At 37.8% G+C, this 20323-nt stretch carries 17 protein-coding genes and 1 pseudogene; 2 read left to right on the top strand and 16 right to left on the bottom strand.

Features of this window, described 5'->3' with window-relative positions; all coding sequences use genetic code 11:
- Positions 1-236: 236 nt before the first annotated feature.
- Complete coding sequence (locus Q9Q35_RS06660) at positions 237-1664, bottom strand: glycoside hydrolase family 1 protein (protein WP_304652682.1); 1428 nt, start codon at positions 1662-1664, stop codon at positions 237-239.
- Positions 1665-1786: 122 nt separating this feature from the next.
- Here Q9Q35_RS06660 and Q9Q35_RS06655 point away from each other — a divergent pair, with 122 nt between their 5' ends.
- The gene (locus Q9Q35_RS06655; protein ID WP_304652681.1) at positions 1787-2473 is read left to right on the top strand and encodes a GntR family transcriptional regulator; all 687 of its coding nucleotides are present in this window, start codon (positions 1787-1789) and stop codon (positions 2471-2473) included.
- Between the two features lie 1103 nt (positions 2474-3576).
- On the opposite strand, the gene Q9Q35_RS06650 is transcribed toward Q9Q35_RS06655, so the two are convergent.
- The 6 genes and pseudogenes from Q9Q35_RS06650 to Q9Q35_RS06625 form a co-directional block, all read right to left on the bottom strand.
- Positions 3577-3828 (bottom strand): bacteriocin, encoded by a 252-nt coding sequence (locus tag Q9Q35_RS06650; protein WP_304652680.1) that lies wholly within the window; start codon positions 3826-3828, stop codon positions 3577-3579.
- 271 nt (positions 3829-4099) lie between these two features.
- Positions 4100-6269: pseudogene (locus tag Q9Q35_RS06645) on the bottom strand (peptide cleavage/export ABC transporter).
- A gap of 159 nt (positions 6270-6428) precedes the next feature.
- Positions 6429-7211: a LytTR family DNA-binding domain-containing protein gene (locus Q9Q35_RS06640; RefSeq protein ID WP_304652679.1), complete on the bottom strand. Its 783-nt coding sequence runs from the start codon at positions 7209-7211 to the stop codon at positions 6429-6431.
- 72 nt (positions 7212-7283) lie between these two features.
- Positions 7284-8501: a GHKL domain-containing protein gene (locus tag Q9Q35_RS06635; protein ID WP_304652678.1), complete on the bottom strand. Its 1218-nt coding sequence runs from the start codon at positions 8499-8501 to the stop codon at positions 7284-7286.
- Between the two features lie 357 nt (positions 8502-8858).
- A complete protein-coding gene (locus Q9Q35_RS06630) occupies positions 8859-9065 on the bottom strand; it encodes a Blp family class II bacteriocin (protein ID WP_304652677.1) in 207 nt (68 codons plus the stop codon).
- Between the two features lie 10 nt (positions 9066-9075).
- The gene (locus Q9Q35_RS06625; RefSeq protein ID WP_304652676.1) at positions 9076-9267 is read right to left on the bottom strand and encodes a Blp family class II bacteriocin; all 192 of its coding nucleotides are present in this window, start codon (positions 9265-9267) and stop codon (positions 9076-9078) included.
- Positions 9268-9657: 390 nt separating this feature from the next.
- Between Q9Q35_RS06625 and Q9Q35_RS06620 the strand changes: the two genes are divergently transcribed.
- A complete protein-coding gene (locus Q9Q35_RS06620) occupies positions 9658-10239 on the top strand; it encodes a thioredoxin family protein (RefSeq protein WP_304652675.1) in 582 nt (193 codons plus the stop codon).
- A 132-nt stretch (positions 10240-10371) separates the two neighbouring features.
- On the opposite strand, the gene rpsI is transcribed toward Q9Q35_RS06620, so the two are convergent.
- The 9 genes from rpsI to Q9Q35_RS06575 form a co-directional block, all read right to left on the bottom strand.
- Entirely contained in the window at positions 10372-10764 is a 393-nt protein-coding gene (gene rpsI, locus Q9Q35_RS06615; protein WP_004050245.1) for a 30S ribosomal protein S9, read from the bottom strand.
- 13 nt (positions 10765-10777) lie between these two features.
- The gene (rplM, locus tag Q9Q35_RS06610) at positions 10778-11221 is read right to left on the bottom strand and encodes a 50S ribosomal protein L13 (protein WP_004050247.1); all 444 of its coding nucleotides are present in this window, start codon (positions 11219-11221) and stop codon (positions 10778-10780) included.
- Positions 11222-11372: 151 nt separating this feature from the next.
- On the bottom strand, positions 11373-12125 hold the full coding sequence (gene truA / locus Q9Q35_RS06605) for a tRNA pseudouridine(38-40) synthase TruA (RefSeq protein WP_304652674.1): 753 nt from the start codon (positions 12123-12125) through the stop codon (positions 11373-11375).
- 9 nt (positions 12126-12134) lie between these two features.
- Complete coding sequence (locus Q9Q35_RS06600; protein ID WP_304652673.1) at positions 12135-12929, bottom strand: energy-coupling factor transporter transmembrane protein EcfT; 795 nt, start codon at positions 12927-12929, stop codon at positions 12135-12137.
- Positions 12922-13794 (bottom strand): energy-coupling factor ABC transporter ATP-binding protein, encoded by an 873-nt coding sequence (locus Q9Q35_RS06595; protein ID WP_304652672.1) that lies wholly within the window; start codon positions 13792-13794, stop codon positions 12922-12924. Before Q9Q35_RS06595 ends, Q9Q35_RS06600 begins: the two co-directional genes overlap by 8 nt.
- Entirely contained in the window at positions 13770-14609 is an 840-nt protein-coding gene (locus Q9Q35_RS06590) for an energy-coupling factor ABC transporter ATP-binding protein (RefSeq protein ID WP_304652671.1), read from the bottom strand. Before Q9Q35_RS06590 ends, Q9Q35_RS06595 begins: the two co-directional genes overlap by 25 nt.
- A 460-nt stretch (positions 14610-15069) precedes the next feature.
- Positions 15070-15714 (bottom strand): SDR family oxidoreductase, encoded by a 645-nt coding sequence (locus Q9Q35_RS06585; protein WP_304652683.1) that lies wholly within the window; start codon positions 15712-15714, stop codon positions 15070-15072.
- 14 nt (positions 15715-15728) lie between these two features.
- Positions 15729-17060, bottom strand: a complete 1332-nt coding sequence (locus Q9Q35_RS06580) for an FAD-containing oxidoreductase (protein WP_304652670.1) — start codon at positions 17058-17060, stop codon at positions 15729-15731.
- A gap of 203 nt (positions 17061-17263) precedes the next feature.
- Positions 17264-20323 (bottom strand): G5 domain-containing protein (locus Q9Q35_RS06575; RefSeq protein WP_304652669.1); only part of this gene is annotated, 3060 nt, incomplete at its 5' end.

The following is a 20323-nucleotide window of genomic DNA, read 5'->3' as shown; positions in this document are numbered from 1 at the left end:
GAACGGTAACGCCCAATCTTTCAGCCATTTCTTTTGTTTTTAATATCGCCATAATATCTACCTCACATTTCATCTTTTTTGTAGATATTATATCGCGTTTGATTACATTTTAATATATTTTGATTAACAGTTATTTCCTCCCACAAGTTCAGTTTTGGTCCCAACTAAAAGTAATTCTCCCAGTGGCGTGGAAGAAATCTGTTTAAAGTACATACTTTCACCTACTCGATCTTTCTTTAGTGCTGATCACTGAGATCTTGTCCGTTAGTAGCAATAACTTTTTTATACCAATAAAATGAATCTTTACGGTAACGCTTTAAAGTCTTGAGATCAAATTCATCCCGATCGACATAGATGAAACCATAGCGCTTCTTGATCCCTTCATGCGTTGAGATCAGATCGATCGCCGACCATGGATTATAGCCTAGCATCTCAACTCCATCTGAGATCGCTTCTCGTATCTGAGCGATATGTTCGCGCAAATAAACGATCCGATAGGGGTCATGAACTTTTCCATCTGCAGTTAGTTCATCATAAGCTCCGATCCCATTTTCCGTGACCAATAATGGAAGTTGGTAGCGATCATATAAGGCACGCATCGTCGCTCTAAAGCCAACTGGATCGATCTCCCAACCAAACTCGGTCTTTTTCAAATTTTGATTTTGCACACTGCGATAATATCCCGGTTCAGACATTGCAGATTGCTGATCAGCAAATTTATCATCGATCTGCTCACTTCCATCACTTGCTTTTACCGTAAATGACGTATAGTAATTGAAAGCGATAAAATCAGGTTTGGCTGCTTTTAAGACTTCGGCATCCCCAGGGGCAAAAGTTGGTGTTGCATCTTTAGCCTCTAAATACGCCCAAACCAAGTTATTGTAGCGCCCATAAACAGCCATATCTAAATACAACCAATTGCGGATCGCATTGGCATTTTGTTCAGCAATGATGTCTTCTGGGCGGTTACTGTTAGGGTAAGCCAATGCGATATTTGGGGCCGGACCGATCTTGGCTTGTGGCAACATCTCATGACATAATTGCATCGCTTTAGCTTGTGCAACTAATTGATGATGATTTTGTTGATAGATCTCTTTAGTCAAGTTCGTTGTTTCTTCTGGCACGCGCAAGGTACCGATAAGAGGGCCAACGAGCGTCATCATATTTTGTTCATTGATCGTCAACCAATATTTGACCCGATCACCATAATTTTCAAAGAGAACTCGAGCAAATTCCTTGAACCACTCAGAAGAACTGGCATTGCTCCAAGAGCCTTTTTCTTCCAAAGCTGCCGGCATGTCGAAATGAAACATCGTGATGATCGGTTCGATACCATATTTCAAACATTCGTCGATCAAATTGCTATAAAATTCGATCCCTTTAGGATTAACTTTTCCGATCCCATCTGGTAAAACACGTGACCATGAGATCGAGAAGCGATATGATTTAAACCCCATCTCAGCCATCAAAGCAATGTCTTCTTTGTACCGATGATAATGATCAACTGAGACCGTTAGATCAGCAGTCCCTGGTGGCAATTTTTTGGTATCTTGAAAAGATGGGCCTTTGCCGTCTTCTAAACTGGCACCCTCAACTTGGTAAGCCGAAGTTGAAGCCCCCCATAAGAAATCTTTTGGAAATGGTTTTAATGTTTGATGGATCATTTGCATAAGCCCCTTTCTTAGGTATGTATAATTGTTTGGGTACACTTATATACTAAATTGTTCCCAAACATTTTGTCAAGCGTTTTCATTGTGCTATACTAAAAAGTAAAGTAGGTGAAAATATGTTAAAACATCAAGCGATCGCTGCTAAACTAAAAGAACATATCGAAAAACACGATCTCCCCCATGGCACCAAACTCCCCAATTTGACGACTTTGATGGAGCTTTATGGTACAAGCAAAAACACGATGATGCAAGCGCTCAAAAATCTTGAAAATTCCCATGTCGTTTATCAGGTACAGGGAAGTGGGATCTTTGTCAGACGGCGTCAACGTGAAGCATATACTCCACTGTTTCAAAATACAGCCGGTTTCTTTGGGAATTTCCATGAACACATCAAAAATCAAGTCTTAGCCTTTGAGAAGATCTTAGCACCACCTGATGTCGCTCAAAATCTCAATGTGACTTCCAAAGACGAGGTCTATCGGATCTTGCGTCTCCAATTGTTGGATGGCGCTCCGTTTTGTCTAGAAGAATCTTTTTATGTCGTAGCGCTAGTGGGTGAGCTCAAAAAAAGCGTTGCTAGCACCTCGATCTTTAGTTATCTTCGCCACCAAGGACTAAAGATCGGCTTTTCTGATAAATACTTCGATAGTGTATTGTTGGATGAAACTCAAGCTAAATTACTAGCCTTGCCCCCTAATAGCCCTGCCTTAAGACTCGAAGACATCTATTATCTAAACGATGGACAGATCTTTGATTATTCACGGACTTATTGCCAAGCTAAATTCTTTGCCCAATCAAATTGACCAGCACATTGTGGATACCACAAATGTGCTGGTTCTTTTGGTTGATCATAATTACATAGACAACAACATTTCTGCAGATTAAAATTCTAAACAAATCCCATATTATCAAGATTCCATTGAAGTATTTCTGCAAATTAGCCATTTTTTCTGCAGATCAATTTATCTCTTTCGTGATTCTTAAGTCTGCTGCTCTTTGTTTGATCGTAGCAACTTTTTGTTCCAAAGTTCTATTTAGTCGATATCGTGTGCTTCTTCCTGCCCCTTCCTCTAAAACATAGTCTGCGGTAATTAATTTTTCTAAAGACTTTGTTGCATAATGTCTTGAAAGACCTGTTTCAGCCTGAAGTTCTTTTTTGAAAGAGAACCATCTATCTTTGATAAAGCTTTTAGAACTTGCTTTTCATTTTCATCGATCCCTTCAATACTTTCTGCAAAATCTACAGTCCAAATTCTTAATTTTTTCTTCTGTATAAATGAGTTTATTAGTTCTATCCTTACTCATAATGAGCAAATATCAGTTAATGTCTATAAAAAATAGCCTAAAAAATAATACTCCCCACATTTCTGCAGGAAGTGTTGTGAAAATATCCATATTAGCTTACCCATTTACTTGAACTAGCCTAATTACCTGTGCATCATTTTATTTCTTTCCATGATAGTGTCTAAAAAATAGCGAAACGGAACACCATAAACAGAATACGAGAAAAAGCAAAAGCTGAGCCATTACCATAAAATGCAGTAAACTAATATCACGATCACTACTAAGCCAGGACACAAATGGAAATAATACAAAGTCTATTAGTATATCATATTTACTCTCTTCAGCTGGCCACCATTTCCATAATTTTCTCATAGTAGCTCACTCCTACCTTGTCACTTGAAGTTCCTTTTACGCCTCTATGGTAACACTCATATAAAATGCATCACTTAAATATTCAAATCTCGCACTTTTCTATTCATATTCGGTCATACAACGATCTGCAAACATATCTTGGAAAAAATATAAGAAGCTCTGTAAAAACAGCTTGAGCCATTCTCACAAAGCTTCTCTAAAAAATGTTTACTCTTTACTAAGAAGAGCCACATTCCTTGTGCTAGCCTAATTATCCATGCATCTTTTTAGTGCTCCCCATAACATTGTCTAAAAAATAGAGCAAAGGAGCAGCACATGTTAGACAAAGCGCAACAAAAAGCAACATCTGAGGTGTTGTCACAAAGTGTAGGAAACTAACCTCATGGCCACTGGTAAGCCAAAGATCAAATGGAACACCTACGGCTTCTAATAAGGTAAGGATCACATAGCGTTTCTTACCTTTAATGCCTCCAGCTAACCACCAATTCCATAATTTTTTCATAGTAGATCACTCCTTACCTTATTCACTTAAAGTTTCATCTACGCCCCCATAATACTCCTAGATAAAATAAATCACTTAAAAATTCAAATTTCGCACTTTTCCGCTCATATTTGGTACTGTAAAAGTATTTACCTCTAAAAGCCTCATTAAAACGTAGCAAGATCCAGTGGGCAGATCTAAGTGATCGCCTACGCCTAAATGAAATTATCAAATTATATGATCCACACCAAAAACACATCTCTACTCAAGAAATACATATTTATAGAACAAGCTAAGCCTTTAAAAATTTATAGTAATAACCTTTTTTTGCCAGTAATTCACGATGGCTACCTTCTTCCACAATTTCACCACTATCTAACACTAAGATCCTATCAGCTTTCTTTGCGATCGATAATCTATGAACTACAAAAATTATTGTCTTATCCTTCATCCCTATCAACTGTTCAATTATTTTTTTCTCAGTAATAGTATCCAAAGAGCTTGTAGATTCATCAAAAATCAAGACCTCAGCTGGTGATAATAGCGCTCTTGCGATCGTAATTCTCTGCTTTTGCCCCTCTGATAAAATACTAGCATTTTCATCTAATTTAGTATTTAATCCTAAAGGCATATTTTCTATATCATTTTTTATCATTGCAACTTCACACGCTCTATTGATGTCTTTTAGAGTCACCCCTTCTCTTCCCCCTAATTTCAGATTCTCTTCAATTGTTCCAGAAAATACGTATGGGATCTGTGGTACATAGTTTATATAACTACGTAAACTCTTTTTACTTATACTGTTACTTGGATATCCATTAAATTCTAACTTACCTGAAGTTGGATCAAAAAATTTAACTAGCATTTTGACTAATGTAGACTTTCCAGAACCACTCATACCTACAATAGCCAACTTTTCGCCAACTTTTATAGTTGTACTAACATTATTTAATACATTTTTCCCATATCCATATTGATATTTTATCCCTGATAATGTTATATCACCTAATAATTTTTGAGTAGTATAGTTAAAATTTTCATCCTTAAATTCACTTTTTACTAAATAAACTTCATTCATTCGAGTATATGCAACTTTAGCACTTTGCAACTTTGGCTGAAGATTTATAATATTCTGTAGTGGATCAATAAAATATGATAGTAATGCAACAAAAGTCAATAACTGTCCAACAGATAACTGGTTTTGAATAACTAGTTTAGCGCCTACCCACAAAACGATCACATTCAAGCTCTGTTGAATAAAGATTTTCAATGCTTGTTGTAAAGAATCGCTTTTTATATAGCTAAGTGATTTATTTAAATAATCAAAGAATTGCTCACTTACTATATTAAAGCGAACTGTTTCACTATTACATGCCTTGATCGTTTCTATGCCTTGTATATCTTCGATGACTGACGAACTTAGTATTGCATTGCTTTCCATTTGATGCTTATTTAATTTTTCAAATTTTTTAGCAAAAGTCATAATAACAATGATATATATTGGAAGAGCAGTCAGTGTTATAACAAATAACCTAATACTTTGAAAAAATAAGGTCACCCCAATAATAATAACTATACTAGCATCTAGTCCAATGGAAACGACCATACTGGCTAAAGCATCTATTATTTTGCTAGCATCTGTAAACCTTGAAACGATCTCACCCGTCTTTCTTGTTGAAAAAAATTCCAATGGTAGCTCAAAAATATGCTTAATGTACTCTAAAATAATATCAGTCGACAATTTTTGTCCCAAAATAGCTAATAAGAAATCTCTACTGTATACAAAAATTGAATTGAACACATATGCCACTATTAATCCCATCACGACAATATCTAACATCTGTTCCATACCATTTGGTATATAGTTATCTATTAATACTTGATAATACTTGAAAAAAATATGACCCTAAAATACTTATTATTGTTGTTAACATGGCAACTATTACAATACTGATGATCAGTTTTATATTTTTAAATGTCCTTGGAAAAAGAGATAACAAATTACTCTTAGTTTCTTTGATAGGGCTATATTTACTGCTAGGTTTCATAAAAAGTGTTACACCTGTCCACTCTACCTCAAAATCAGCATATCTTAATTTAATTATTCCTTTTTCTGGGTCAGGATCAGCAATAATTATATGATCAGATGTTGCTTTTAATACCACATAATAATGCAATATTGTTTTTTCTTTGACTACATGGACAATAAATGGATAAGTAACATCTTGCATATCAAACAAGGTCATGTCAGCTTTAATAGCCTGTGTTTCCAAGCCTAATTTCTGTGCTGCATTTATAATTCCAAATGCAGTAGTTCCTTCAATATTTGTTTTAGCTAAATTTCGTAGATATGCTAAAGATACTTCTGATCCATAATAACGCAGTATCATGGCTAAGGAAGCCACACCACAATCAGATTCGTCAATTTGTGATATATACATTTTTTTATATTTACTCGACATAAATGCTCCTCATATATTTCTATTTTTCCGTATTCTATCACTGCTTATATTTTTCAGAGTATTTATTCCGATTTTGCCAGTTTCTATTCTTATCTGACAAATATAATAATGCCTAAGCTTTACTTCACTGACCTAATATCAAGATATTTTGCCACTTCACTACCGTTTTTTCACATTATATTTATTGATCAACTTTTCAATTTTTCTTGAATTTCTTCTAGGAAACATCTCGATATACCCGTCTTTAAATTTTACGGTCCGTAACTTTAGATCGATCTCAACGATGTTGTCTGGATTTGCTAAACATGATTGTGAGATCTTTTCTAAAAATTCATTTTCATCATCGATCTTCTTTATATTACCCAAGAATTCACCCTCACTATCGAGTGTAACGATCTTTAATTTATGTGAATGTTCTGTGGTAACAATATAGAGAATATCTCGTATATTTTGATTGATAAGTCTCCGCCCCATTTTATAACTAAAAGTCTGTTCTCTTACACTATGTAGTTCTCTAATACGTTTTATCGCTAAAAATAATGCTTCATTTAAACGTTTTTGGTCAAGCTCAGTCTTAGTTATAAAATCCACAGCCCCTATCCTGCGCCGATAAGTCATTGCTGCAAAATTTTCATAAGCTGTAATAAAAATGATCTGTGCATTTGGATCTTTACTTTTGATAAATTCAGCCAGATCTATGCCATTTTGATCATCGTCTTCTCCTAGATCGATATCCAAAAAATATACTCCACTATCTATGTACGTATCATTCAAATAATTTACAACTTCTTGGTAGCTAGTAGTCACCAATACTACTTCACAGGTTTTATCCTTACTATCAGGCGAATCTTCCAAAGACCAAACAGCTCTATTTACAAAAACATGTAGATTGCTCAACTGCACTTGATCATTTTCACAAACTACTATCCCATAAGTTTCCATAAATTTATCCCCCTTATTTGACCATAACACTCATATAAAACGTAAACCAACCATCAGATATATGATATTCCACTAAAATAGCGTCATACTTTTTTTAATATCCTCAATATTAGCTAATCCCAAACCACTATGTCCTTTTTTGGTCGTAAAGCCTAATTTCTTTAGCTCTAAAATCGACTTTCCAGTATCGTTAAATCGATTTTTTATTTCAAATTCTAGTTCACCTTCCTTACTATATACCATTGATTTAACTTTTGCCCCATTTTTTAATATCAAACTTGCTTCAATAGCATTATCATAAGCGATACCTAGAATTCGGATAATATCAAAAGTGATATCTTTAGCTGGTAATTGTTCTACCAAAGTTTGACATTCAAAAGTATTTTCGATATTTTGCTGAAATATAGCATTTAACTTGCTTATCAATAAACTCTTTAATAAGTCATCTCTGACATTATCAATATCGTTAAACTGCCATAAACCTTTATTGTCTAAATAAAAATTCGAATACTTTTTCAATCTTGCGATCAATTCTTTATCATGTCTATCTTGAGCACTTAATTGCAAACTTATTAACATATTTCGATAATCATGCTTGAACTTGCATAAATTTTTTTGATTTATCTCAAGTTGTTTTGTATATATTTTTAAGTTATCCAATTGTTGTAAAAATAAATTATCTTTTGTCACTTTTTGGACAGTAAGATATAAATAGATCGCAAAAAAAAGTTGGACTGTAAAAAAAAGCATCAATATGAGAAAAGCTACCATTTCTGACTTTATAAAGTAAACCATATAGTTTATACCCAAAAAGGTCATGTATATATACACCATTAACCAAAAATACACTTTACCATTTTCTCGATCTAACGGTCGGATAATTGATGTCTTCATGATAATTAGATATATGGCCATGTACGCTACTATATCAAAAAAAATCATTTGGGCTATACGATGTTCTATCCCAAAAGAAAATGTGATCAAAAACATTAGAGACTCTACCACATACGAGATAGAAGCGATAATTAGCAAGCGGCCTAAAGTTTGATGATCTTTTGGTCTTTTGCGATAGATCAAATATAGTAATGTTATTTCTATAAATTGTTCTAGCACATTTCCCCAAGATATATATACCAACGTTAGTACTGGGACCGTAAAGCAAAAATATAGCATGTTCTCTTTTAGGCTACGTCTTTTAAGCGCTACCTTTAAAAAGATCCAATATCCAAAAGTGATCCCAATAACTACATTCATTAGGTAAAAATATTCCCACATCTCTGTATTCTTCATTTATACGATCCCCCCTTAATAAACATATCTCTTCCCTTTAAAGTAGGTAAATATCACCAACTATCTTTTTAGTTCTAGGTTCGTTAACATTAATGCCCTCCTCTTTTCTATTTGTATATTAAATTATTATCCTTGTTTTCACCCTGAATTATACTACAAAAAATATTAGTCTAAAGATTGACTTTTTTCTAGATATATGCTCTAAATATCTTAAAGGCTCTACAGTGAGCGTTACATATATATTTAAAGACACGAAAAGCTCCATAAAACAGCCTAAACCATTTTCCTAGAGCTTTCCTAAATTTAAATTTTCAACAACATTTCCAAGAATAAAATCAGTATGTTCAAATAAACAATTCAATGGCAATTTGCTAGTCCACCTACTAATGCCCCAGCTGCAACTCCCCAAGGTCCACCGATTGCACCGCCTACAGCACCACCAACGATACCTGCTCCACAATGAACAAAGCGATTTCCACTGGCACCATAGCGACCTTTTCCACCAACAACTGAAAGCAAACTTTCTACACTCAGGTTCTCAAATTCTTTTTTATAATCAGTCATTTTATCCCTCCTATAAGCAAGAGAGAGCTCCACCTACCATACCTAGATTAGCGCCAACAACGACTCCTGCAACACCACCTGGGGCACCTCTTAATGCTCCTACAGCCAACCCACCTAAAAAGTTACGAACACAGCTTGGCTTCTTGCCACCATATACGTTCATTAGTTCTTTTTCTGTTAACGTCTCAAATTTATTTTCCATTATAAATCATCCTTTCATAATTTGACTAAGTTCCTAACTACGTCTCCTATAATATTCCTGAATGAATTAAAAAATCGAAAATTGCTAATTTAGTACTTTTTTAAACCTATTTGGCTTTCATCTCCAAATTTGCATATTACTGCACAAAATCTGCTATTTTCAAATAGATGCTCAATATTTTTGAGACAATACAGCTAAATTTGATCAACAAAGAAGGTGATACTCAATATATGAGCAACACAATAAAAACATATGATACTTGTAAAGAAAATAATTATGGAGCAAGTAATATGTATGTTAGTAATTGAACATTTTTTATGAAATCATATTAATTAAGAAAGGATGCGCTACATTTCTTTTCAACTCCATATTGTGTAGCATTTTTGTGTTATGGACTATAAAAATATCTTCTTACTTACATTCTCACTAGTAGTATTTTCAGTTTTTCCTTCAGACAACGCTAGAGCCGCAGATAATTCTACTACTGAACCAAATAATAATTTGTCCGTCACCAGTAAAAAAGAGCTTACACCAGATGATCGTCCAACAACAAGCAAAGAATTTTATACCAAGGATGTCTCACTTCAAGAATATCAACAAAATTTGCGCAATTTTATTCCCGTAAATACATCTGAGGTCAAAAAACTTCTTACTGAAAATAATAATCAGGATATAGTATTATATATTGGACGTCCTACTTGTTACTACTGTAGACAAGCATCACCTTATTTAAAAAACTTCGCTGAACTACTTCATGGCAATATCTTTTATTATAATATTGACAATGAACCCAACGCCCATGATTATGCATTTAATACATTAGGAATTCCAGGAACTCCAACTACGATGCGATTAAAAAATGGAAAACTTGTATCTGCTTGGGTCGGAGGAGAAAAGACTGGTCAAGAATTTTATGACTTCCTTTTCTCGGAAAAAGCTAATAGTTTATCCAACTCATACGACATAAAATAATAAATTTCTCTGGAGTAAAATACTTTATTTTTGCTCCAGAGATTTTTTAGTGTTTAAAATTTTTTGTAATACAAAAAAACGCATCCCCCACCAAAGTGAGAAATGCGTTTGAAACGTTGATATAACGTGATATTAACGTTTTGAGAATTGTGAAGCTTTACGAGCCTTCTTAAGACCTGGCTTCTTACGTTCTTTCATACGTGCATCACGAGTCAAGAGACCTGCACGCTTCAAGACACCGCGGAAGTCTGGATCTACTTCAAGTAAAGCGCGTGCGATACCATGACGTGTAGCGCCAGCTTGACCTGAGAAGCCACCACCGTTAACGTTTACCAATACGTCATATTGGTCTTTTGTTTCTGTGGCAACGAATGGTTGAGCCATAACTTCGCGTAAGTTTGCAAATGGAATGTATTCTTCTGCAGATTTGCCGTTCATTGTGATCTTACCTGTACCTGGTACCAAGATCACACGTGCAACTGAGTTTTTACGACGACCTGTGCCGCGATATTGTACTTGTGCCAAATTCGTTTTCCTCCTAGATTAAGTTTGTGATGTCTAATACTTCTGGGTTTTGAGCAGCATGCTTGTGTTCTGCACCACGGTAAACGTGAAGCTTCTTAGCTTGTGCACGACCAAGAGTACCCTTTGGAAGCATACCTTTAACAGATAATGCGATCAATTTTTCTGGATCCTTTTCACGGTAGTCACCAGCTGTACGTTCCTTCAAGCCACCTGGATGGTTTGAGTGATGGTAATAGATCTTATCTGTTGCTTTACGACCTGTCAAAGCAACTTTTTCTGCATTGATGACGATCACAAAGTCACCTGTATCAACGTTTGGTGTGAAAGTAGGCTTGTTCTTGCCGCGTAAAACAGATGCTACCACTGTGGATAAGCGTCCCAAAGGAACATCTGTTGCATCTACGACATACCATTTACGTTCTACTTCGCCTGGTTTTGCAATATATGTTGTACGCACGTTTATTTCCTCCATTTAATGTATACATGTTTGACAAACAATAAGATTAACGGGGCTTACTGTGGGGCAAACAATACCAAATACTATATTACGATTTTTTTTAGGTATAGTCAATTATAACTTTCAATAAATCATAAAATCAAGCTATATTTTATTCATAATAAACTTTCTTCAGATAAAGTCCACTTGCCGGTGCTGTTTCTCGACATTCATTGCGGTCTTTGACTTCATACAAACGCAAGAAATCATGAACTGGTCGCTTACCATTCCCGATCTCCAGCAAAGTTGCGACCATGATCCGCACTTGATTATACAAAAAGCCGTTGCCGTAGAATTCAAAGATCACTTCATTGTTTTTTTTGTCTTCTCTGACGGTAGCCTCATAGATCGTCCGGACATGATCTTTAGTTTGACTGCCTGAAGCTACAAAACTCGAAAAATCATGCGTCCCCACGACATCGGGCATTGCTTCTTTGATCCGCTTGATATCAAGGGGATACTTGTAATGTCCAGTGTAGAAACGTTTAAAAGGATCGGTGAACCATGAACGGCTGACGCGATACATATAGCGCTTGCCGTGGGTGGTAAAGCGGGCATGAAAGTCATCACTGACGATCTTGCAATCAATGACCTCACAATCAAGGGGCAACATTGAATTTAATCCCTTGAGCATCCCTTCTGGTGAGATATCATGGGGAAAATCAAAGTGGATGACTTGCCCCAAAGCATGCACACCCGAGTCAGTGCGACCAGAGCCATAGATCGTGATATAGTCGTCAAACTTACTCATCTTATTGAGTGCTTTTTCTAAAACTGACTGCACGGTCCGTTGCTTGGGTTGGGCTTGAAAGCCTGCAAAATTAGTGCCGTCATAGGCTAAAGTTATCATATAACGCTTCGTCATTAAAATTCCTCAATTTCTCAAAAATATCAAGGCGAGAGTCACTAGGAAAAAGAAGATCAAAGCTAGCGTATCTTGTAAATGCCAAACTTGCAAACGATACTTACTTCGCCCTTCTCCTCCACGATAACCTCGCGCTTCCATCGCCGTTGCCAGATCTTCAGCCCGGGTCAAGGCACTGACAAATAGGGGGATCAATAGCGGGATCACTGCCTTTATCCGGGAGATAAGACTGCCTTCGCTAAAATCAACTCCGCGTGAACGTTGAGCATTCATGATCTTAGTCGTCTCATCCATCAAAGTCGGCACAAAACGTAAAGCGATCGATAACATCAAAGAGATCTCATGTACGGGCACTTTGAGCTTCTTTAATGGTTGCATCAACGATTCAGTTGCATCAGCGATCGCAAGTGGTGTCGTCGTCACCGTCAAAAGCGTCGACATGAAAATGATCAACACAAAACGGCAAAAGACATAAAAGCCATTGACCAAACCAAACTGTGTCAATGTCAAAGGGCCAAACTGCCAATAAGTCGGGCCTCCACGTGTAAAGAAGACTTGCAAGAGGACTGTAAATAAGATCAACCAGATCAAAGGCATGACCCCTTTAACAAAATAGCTCAGACTGATCTTTGAAAGTAAAACACTGAGCAAAGTCACAATTCCTAATAGAAGATATGATCGCCAGTTGTTACATAAAAAAATGATCAACACAAAGTAAAAACACAAGATCATCTTGGCGCGGGGATCAAGGCGATGGACCAAAGAATCACCCCTTATATAACGTCCGAGTAATAATTTATCCATTTTTAGCCCCCTGTTCTTTTATTTTTGTCGCTAAGATCTGTGCTAATTCATGTTCAGTTAACGGGAGCTGAGCAAATTTCATCCCCCGTTCAACTAAGCGCTGAGCAAAAGCGGTTGTTTGTGGTAGATTTAAATGATGTTTTTTTAGCCAGCCTGGATCTGAAAAAAGTTCTGCTGGCGTTTTATCGGCAAGCAAGCGCCCTGCTTCCATCACTAAAACTTGATCAGCAAAATCAGCCACATCATTCATTTGATGGGTCACTAAGATGATCGTCAATTTTTCTTTTTCATGAAGTCGCTTGAACAATGCCATCATTTCAGCCCGTCCACTTGGATCTAAGCCCGCAGTTGGTTCATCTAAAACTAAAACTTTAGGTGACATCGCTAAGATCCCAGCGATCGCGACCCGACGCATCTGGCCCCCAGAAAGTTCAAACGGCGAACGCTCTAACACACTTTCATCTAAATTGACTAGTTGGGCTTTTTGGCGCGCGATCTTTTTTGCTTCTTGCTCGGTCGCACCAAAATTTTTCGGCGCAAATGCGATATCTTTTAAGACCGTTTCTTCAAATAGTTGGGCTTCGGGAAATTGAAACACGAAACCAACTTCTTGGCGCAACTTAGCTAACTCTTTATTTTTAGTTGCTGGTGTTATCACCTGCCCATTGACCGTCAAACGACCGCTGGTGGGCTTTAAAAGTCCATTTAAATGCTGTAACAAGGTAGACTTTCCACTCCCAGTATGTCCAACAATAGCAGTAAAACTTTGATCTTTGATCGTAAAGCTTACATCTTTTAGTGCTTGTTGGGCTAAAGGGGTCTCGGCTTGATACGTATAGCTTAATTTTTCAAGTTGAATTGCCATAACCAGTCCACCAATTCCTTTTCTGTCAAATATTTTTCGGGTACTTTGATCCCCAACTTAGCTAGCTCATGCTTCAACCGTTCGGGATAAGGCACATCTAAGCCCACTTTACTCAATTCATTTCCCCGTGTAAAGATATTTTCCGGTGTATCATCATCGATCACTTTACCTTGTTCTAACACAATGATCCGATCAGCCAAAGCAGCCTCATCAATATCATGTGTGATCGAAATGACTGTGAAGCCTTCTTCTTTATTCAAACGTCGCATTAAAGCGACTAACTCTGCTCGTCCCTCGGGATCAAGCATACTGGTCGATTCATCAAAGATCACGATCTGGGGTCTGATCGCCAAGACACCAGCGATCGCAACGCGCTGCTTTTGCCCACCCGAAAGACGAACTGGTTCATGTTTGGCAAAAGCTTGCATGTTAACAGCTTCCAAGGCTTCTTGGACTCGTTGATGCATTTGCTTATAGGAAACGCCCCGATTTTCTAAACCAAAGGCCACATCGCCTTCAACATCTGCACCCACAAATTGATTATCCGGATTCTGAAAAACCATCCCTATCTTATCTCTGATCGCCCAAATATTTTCTTCATTCAAAGGCAGGCCTGCAACAGTTATCGTCCCCTCAGTTGGTGTCAACAACCCATCGAGCAATTTTGCCAGAGTACTCTTGCCACTTCCATTATGGCCGATCAAAGCGACCCACTGCCCCTGTTCGATCGTTAAATCGATCTGCGACAATGTCTTTTGTTGACTCTCTTCATCGTACGTAAAGCTAAGATTTTTTATCTCAATAATTGCACTCATTTAGCTTCCCCCACTGAAATTCTAGTTGCTAGTCTGCAACCCTTTAGGAATAATATACCACATTCTCACGTTTTAATTTGCCAATCTGAGATTTTGCTTCTAAAATTAAAGTTACAAGGTGAAATTTTATGAAAAAAATCGGGATCATTATCAGTAGTACGCGTTCTGAGCACAGAGCCCTTTGATCACTGGATGGTTCGCTAAAAATTTTTCTTAAGATGAACTGACTTCCCTTCTTAGATGAAAGTGAAATACCCTACCATTATAGTACAACTAAACGCTGAAATGAGAAGATCGCTACTCAGTGCGTTTTTATCTTCATCGTTTCTCAATATAATTGGGGCTACCCGCTGTCTCGAAAAATGCGCTTGACTACCTCGCAAATGACAATAAAAACCCCTAAGTTATGTCCAACTTAGGGGCCTTCACCAATATTGGTCGGCTTTCTAATTAGCCATCACTATACGTTGGCTAAGGCTTGCTCGATCGGTGTATCACCACTACTCATCATGATGACTTTTTTTTGTGTGTTGTCATGTTCTAAGATCTCAGCTAAAGTCAAAGCCACATCCGGGATCGGATTTTTTGAAACTTTAGTTGCTCCAACTGTGATCTTACCTGTACCAGGTTCTTCAGTCAAAGCTGTTGGTTGTAAGATCGTATAATCTAAGTCCGTGTTATGCACTAAATAGTGGTCTGCAAAAAATTTGGCAATATTATAATCCATGATCTGAGCTAAACCATCTTCATGCCAAAATTCTGGTTCTAAGGCATGCAATGAGCTCAACATGATATAACGTTTGATACCATTTAGCTCAGCAGCTTGCATCGTCTTAACAGCACCAAAGGCATCAGTCTGTAAGAGATCTTTACCACGTGAACCGGCTGTAAAGTAGATCGCATCTTGTTGACCGATCAAAGCCGCCAATTCTTCTTTTGAAGCATGCAGATCTAATTTGACTGCAGTCACTTGTGGTGAATCCTTCAACAAAACATTTTCAGGATGACGCGCAGCTGCGGTCACTTGATGCCCCTTAGCAACTAGATCTTTAACTAATTCTGATGCAACTCGACCAGTAGCACCGACTACAAAAATCCGCATTATATAATTACCTCACTTTATTTTAAAACATCATTGAGCGCTTCACTCATCGTTGGATGGGTATAGATCTGATCACGCAACATTGTGTATGGTAGTTTAGCATTGATAGCCAAACTGAGCAAATTGATCAGCTCGTGTGATTCCTTAGCATAGATCGTAGCCCCTAAGACTAAGCCAGTTTCAGGATCAACTAAAACTTTAAAGAGCCCACGTGTATCCTTTAAGACCCGTGCCTTGGGAATAGCTGCAACTGGCAACTTGAAGAGCTTATATTCGACCCCTGCTGCCTTAGCTTCTTTTTCGTTTAGACCAACTTTAGATAATGGTGGTTCGATAAAAACGCTATAAGGAACATTTTTACGATCACTGATCCGGCGTTTGCCAGCACCAAAAAGTTCATCTTTAATGATCCGGAAATCATCTAAAGAGATATAAGTGAATTGAAGCCCACCTTTAACATCTCCGATCGCCCAAACGCCAGGGACACTCGTATGCAATTGATCATCTACGACCACAGCTCCGCGATCATCTACTTTTATCGCTGTATTTTCCAACCCTAGCTCATCTGTGCGTGGCTTACGTCCAGTAGCTGCCAAAACCTTATCTGCAGTCACCGTATGTTCATCACCATCTTTTTCATAGACGACTGCTACACTATCATCAAGATCACGCACTTCTTTGATCTTGACGCCTAGCTTAAAGTCAACTCCAAGTTCAGTCAGATCCTTGAAAACAAGCTGTGAGATATCATCATCTTCACGTGGGATAAACTTATCCGAAGCATCTAAGACGGTGACTTTGGCACCATAATTAGCAAACATGCTGGCAAATTCAAGTCCGATATACCCCGCACCGATGATCACTAACTCTTTTGGCAATTCAGCTAGATCCATCGCTTGCGTAGAATCAAGCAAATACTTACTTTCAGCTAGGCCTTTGATCGGCAACATCACGGGTTTTGCGCCAGTATTGATAAAGATCCGTTCCCCTTCAAATTCTAAAGTCTTGTTATCTGGTGTCGTAACACTGATAACATGATCTGAATCAAATTTAGCTGTACCATTTAGGACACGAACAGTTGGTTCATCTGCTAACATATGATAATTCTTATCCCGCAAAAAGGCTGTCATCTCATTTTTTCCGACTACAGCTTGACTGAAATCAGCCTTTTTCTCAGCTTCAATGATCAAGCGTTTCGACGGTAAACAGCCAATATTGATACATGTCCCGCCGTACATTTGATCTGACTGCTCTACTACTAGAACTTCTTCACCTTTACTTGCTAATGTTTTAGCTAAGGTCTTTCCACCCTTACCAAAACCAATAACGATATTTTTTACCTTTTCCATTTTCATTCCCACTTTCTATTCAAGTCTACACTATTGATTATACAAAGTTTATCGGACTTGTCACACAATATGCTTACATTTTGTAAGTTTTTTTATTTAACTCCTTTCCCCATTGACGTTACCGCTTTCTTTTTTCAAATGCAATTATTTTATCTCAAATAAAAAGATCACTAGCTACAATTACAACTAGTGACCTTTTCAGATCATTTTGCTCGTTTCTTTTTGCGACTAGCAACTAATAGTAAACCACTAGTAAGACCTAACAACCCTAATAGAGCTAAACTATTTTCCTTAACTTCACCTGTTTGTGGTAATTCAACTTTTGCTTTTTCTGTTATTTTTGGAGCGACTTGTTCCTTATCCACAGTAAAAGTAGTTTCATTTACTTTAGTACCTTGTTTACTGATTTGAGTAACTGGTGCGATCACTTCTTCTGTTACTATAGCGAGCAATTTACCTGTTTCTTTATCGACCTGATAATTTATCGTTTTGATCTTTTGGCCTTTTTTCCCAGCTTGAACAATGAGCGTCTTACCAAACGGCAACGTTTGATCTATTTCACAGCTAATTGGAAAATCAAGTTCTTCGATCATCACTTCTGGTCTAGTACCGACTGTAATGATCTCTGATACTGGTTCTTTAGTCACAGTTCCATTTGGATGTCTGATCCCTGACTTCCCTTCTTGTTTGACTACCTTTGTGCCCTTGGCCAAGGTCTTATCACCTTCATAGATCGTCAAATACGCTATCGCTGTCTCTTCACCTATTCCGCGCTTGATCACTTTAGCACGTGACGGTTCTTCTTTGATGGTCGTTTGAGAATTCACTTCTCCACTCTTTTCATCCACACTAAAAGTCGTGATCGCTATTTTTTTACCCGCTTTTCCTGGATCGACGACGACCTCTAGATCAGTCTTTTTTAACATTGCGTCATCTTCATAGATCACTTCTGGCTCAAGCATTGTTTCGTTTACTTCTGGTCTAGTGCCGACAGCGATGATCTCTGATACTGGTTCTTTAGTCACAGTCCCATTTGGATGTCTGATCCCTGACTTACCTTCTTGTTTGACTACCTTTGTGCCCTTGACTAGGGTCTTATCGCCTTCATAGATCGTTAAATACGCTATCGCTGTCTCTTCACCTATTCCACGCTTGATCACTTTGGCACGTGACGGTTCTTCTTTGATGGTCGTTTGAGAATTAACTTCTCCACTCTTTTCATCCACGCTAAAAGTCGTGATCGCTATTTTTTTACCTGCTTTTCCTGGATCGACGACGACCTCTGGATCAGTCTTTTTTAACATTGCATCATCTTCATAGATCACTTCTGGCTCAAGCATTGTTTCGTTTACTTCTGGTCTAGTACCGATCTCTATTACTTGAGTGACTGCCTCAACTAAGCTCTTTCCATTTGGGTGAATTACACCATCGACACCAACTTCTATTTGCCGCATTACACCCTTTTCTAAAGTTTCATTAGCCACATAGCGCGTAGACTTGGGAACAAGTGTCGTTTGCCCACTTCCACGAAAAATGATCTCAGCTACAGTTGGTATTATTTCACTAATTGGTTCCAAACTGGTGAGTTCACCTGTTTTTGGATCAACTTTATACTTAGTTGTTGTTATCTGTTTACCATTTTCTCCAACTTGTGCTACTCTCTCAGGATCTGTTGGTAAGCTCATCGGATCTTCTTTATATACTGTTGGAAAAACAAGCACTTCTTCTTTAATTGTTGGTTTAGTTCCAACCAAGATAACTTCGGGCATTGCTGCTTTTGTGACGACTCCATTAGGTTGTAAGATCCCGACTTTACCTTTAGATCCTATTACTTGTTGTCCAAGAGACAACTCCTCACTTCCTTGGTAAACTATCTGATACGGTATCTCGACCTCTACTCCAGAACCCACTTTGACTTGTTGAGTCACTGGGAGAATAGTTATACTTTCGAGTGGCTCTTTTGCTGTAACTTTGCCTGTTTGCTTATCTAATACATAATTTACCGTAACAGTTTTTTGACCTGTTTTTCCCTCGACCAAAACGATCGGAGTGGCGTCACTTCGCATTGTTTTATCGGTCACATAATTTGTTTCATATGGTATATCTACTGTCGTTACCTCTGGTTTCGTTCCTACTTCAATGATCATCGGCGTTGGTTGCGTAGTTTCTAAATGTGACTGTGGTAAGATAACATTTTCTAGCTCAGTCACTAAAGCTTCCTCAGCTGTAACTTTGATCGTGATCGTTTTTTTGTCAGTTGCTGTTCCAGTAAAATCATAATCGATCGTGAGTGGTGATCCACTTTCCGGTGTATATTGGGCTTGAACTTTACCCGCGACCACTGGGAGATCGATCACTTTTCCCGCCGTTTTTAGTTGTGCTTTTGTGAGCGCTAATTGCTCCGTTGGCTCGTTGATCTCGATCTGTAACGGTTTGTAGATGATCGTTGGAACTAAATTTGGTGTGACACTCAATAAACCGGTTTGATCATCTAATTTATACGGGATCGAAGCTTTTTTAAAGGCAGCTTCCGCCAAGCCATACCTCTTATATTCTCGTTTCGTTCGCCCTACGTCTCTGATCGAGATAACTCTTGAACCAGCTTTATTCAATAAACTAAGTAACCCTTTATTATTGACCAAAGAATCAACACTTTGTGTAAATAGATCGGTCTCTAATCGGATCTCAGCATTTTTTAGATCTTCATCGGTGATATCATAACGAGCCGGAATATCACTAGCTTCGATCGTCCCGATCTGTTCTAATGGATTGATCGCAGTATCTTTTCCTTTAACTGAATAACTAGCCTTTGCATTATCAAATCTTTCTGGGATACGCAACGCACTGATCCACAATAGACGATCTCCATTCTCCATCTGCTCCCATAAAGGTGCTAATTTAGAAACATCATCCGTTAAATACATATCATCGACCATTGTCGTCACTTCAACTAAGACCATGATCAACTGGGGCTCTCTAGTCACACTAACTTCGGTTTTAGGATCAAATGTAACTGTCTTTGAGCCACTTTGCTCATCATAAACTTGTGTTACATTTCCTTTATTTCCAGTTTGAATGACCTTGGTCTCACCTGCAGTCAAATTTTCATTTTCACGGTACTGAGTCTGATAGTCAAGTTCTTCAACTACAAGCTCTTTTGAAGCTTGATCGCTATCAGGCACACCAGTATTTTCTACCTCTTCCGCCTCGTTGTTTCCGTTTTCATTTTCCGGTGTGACTGAAACGTCAGAAACTAATTCAGG

This window comes from uncultured Ligilactobacillus sp. (assembly GCF_948826705.1).
Classification (GTDB): domain Bacteria; phylum Bacillota; class Bacilli; order Lactobacillales; family Lactobacillaceae; genus Ligilactobacillus.
The sequence above is the reverse complement of the archived record's forward strand: the minus strand, read 5'-3'. Positions and strand labels throughout refer to the sequence as shown.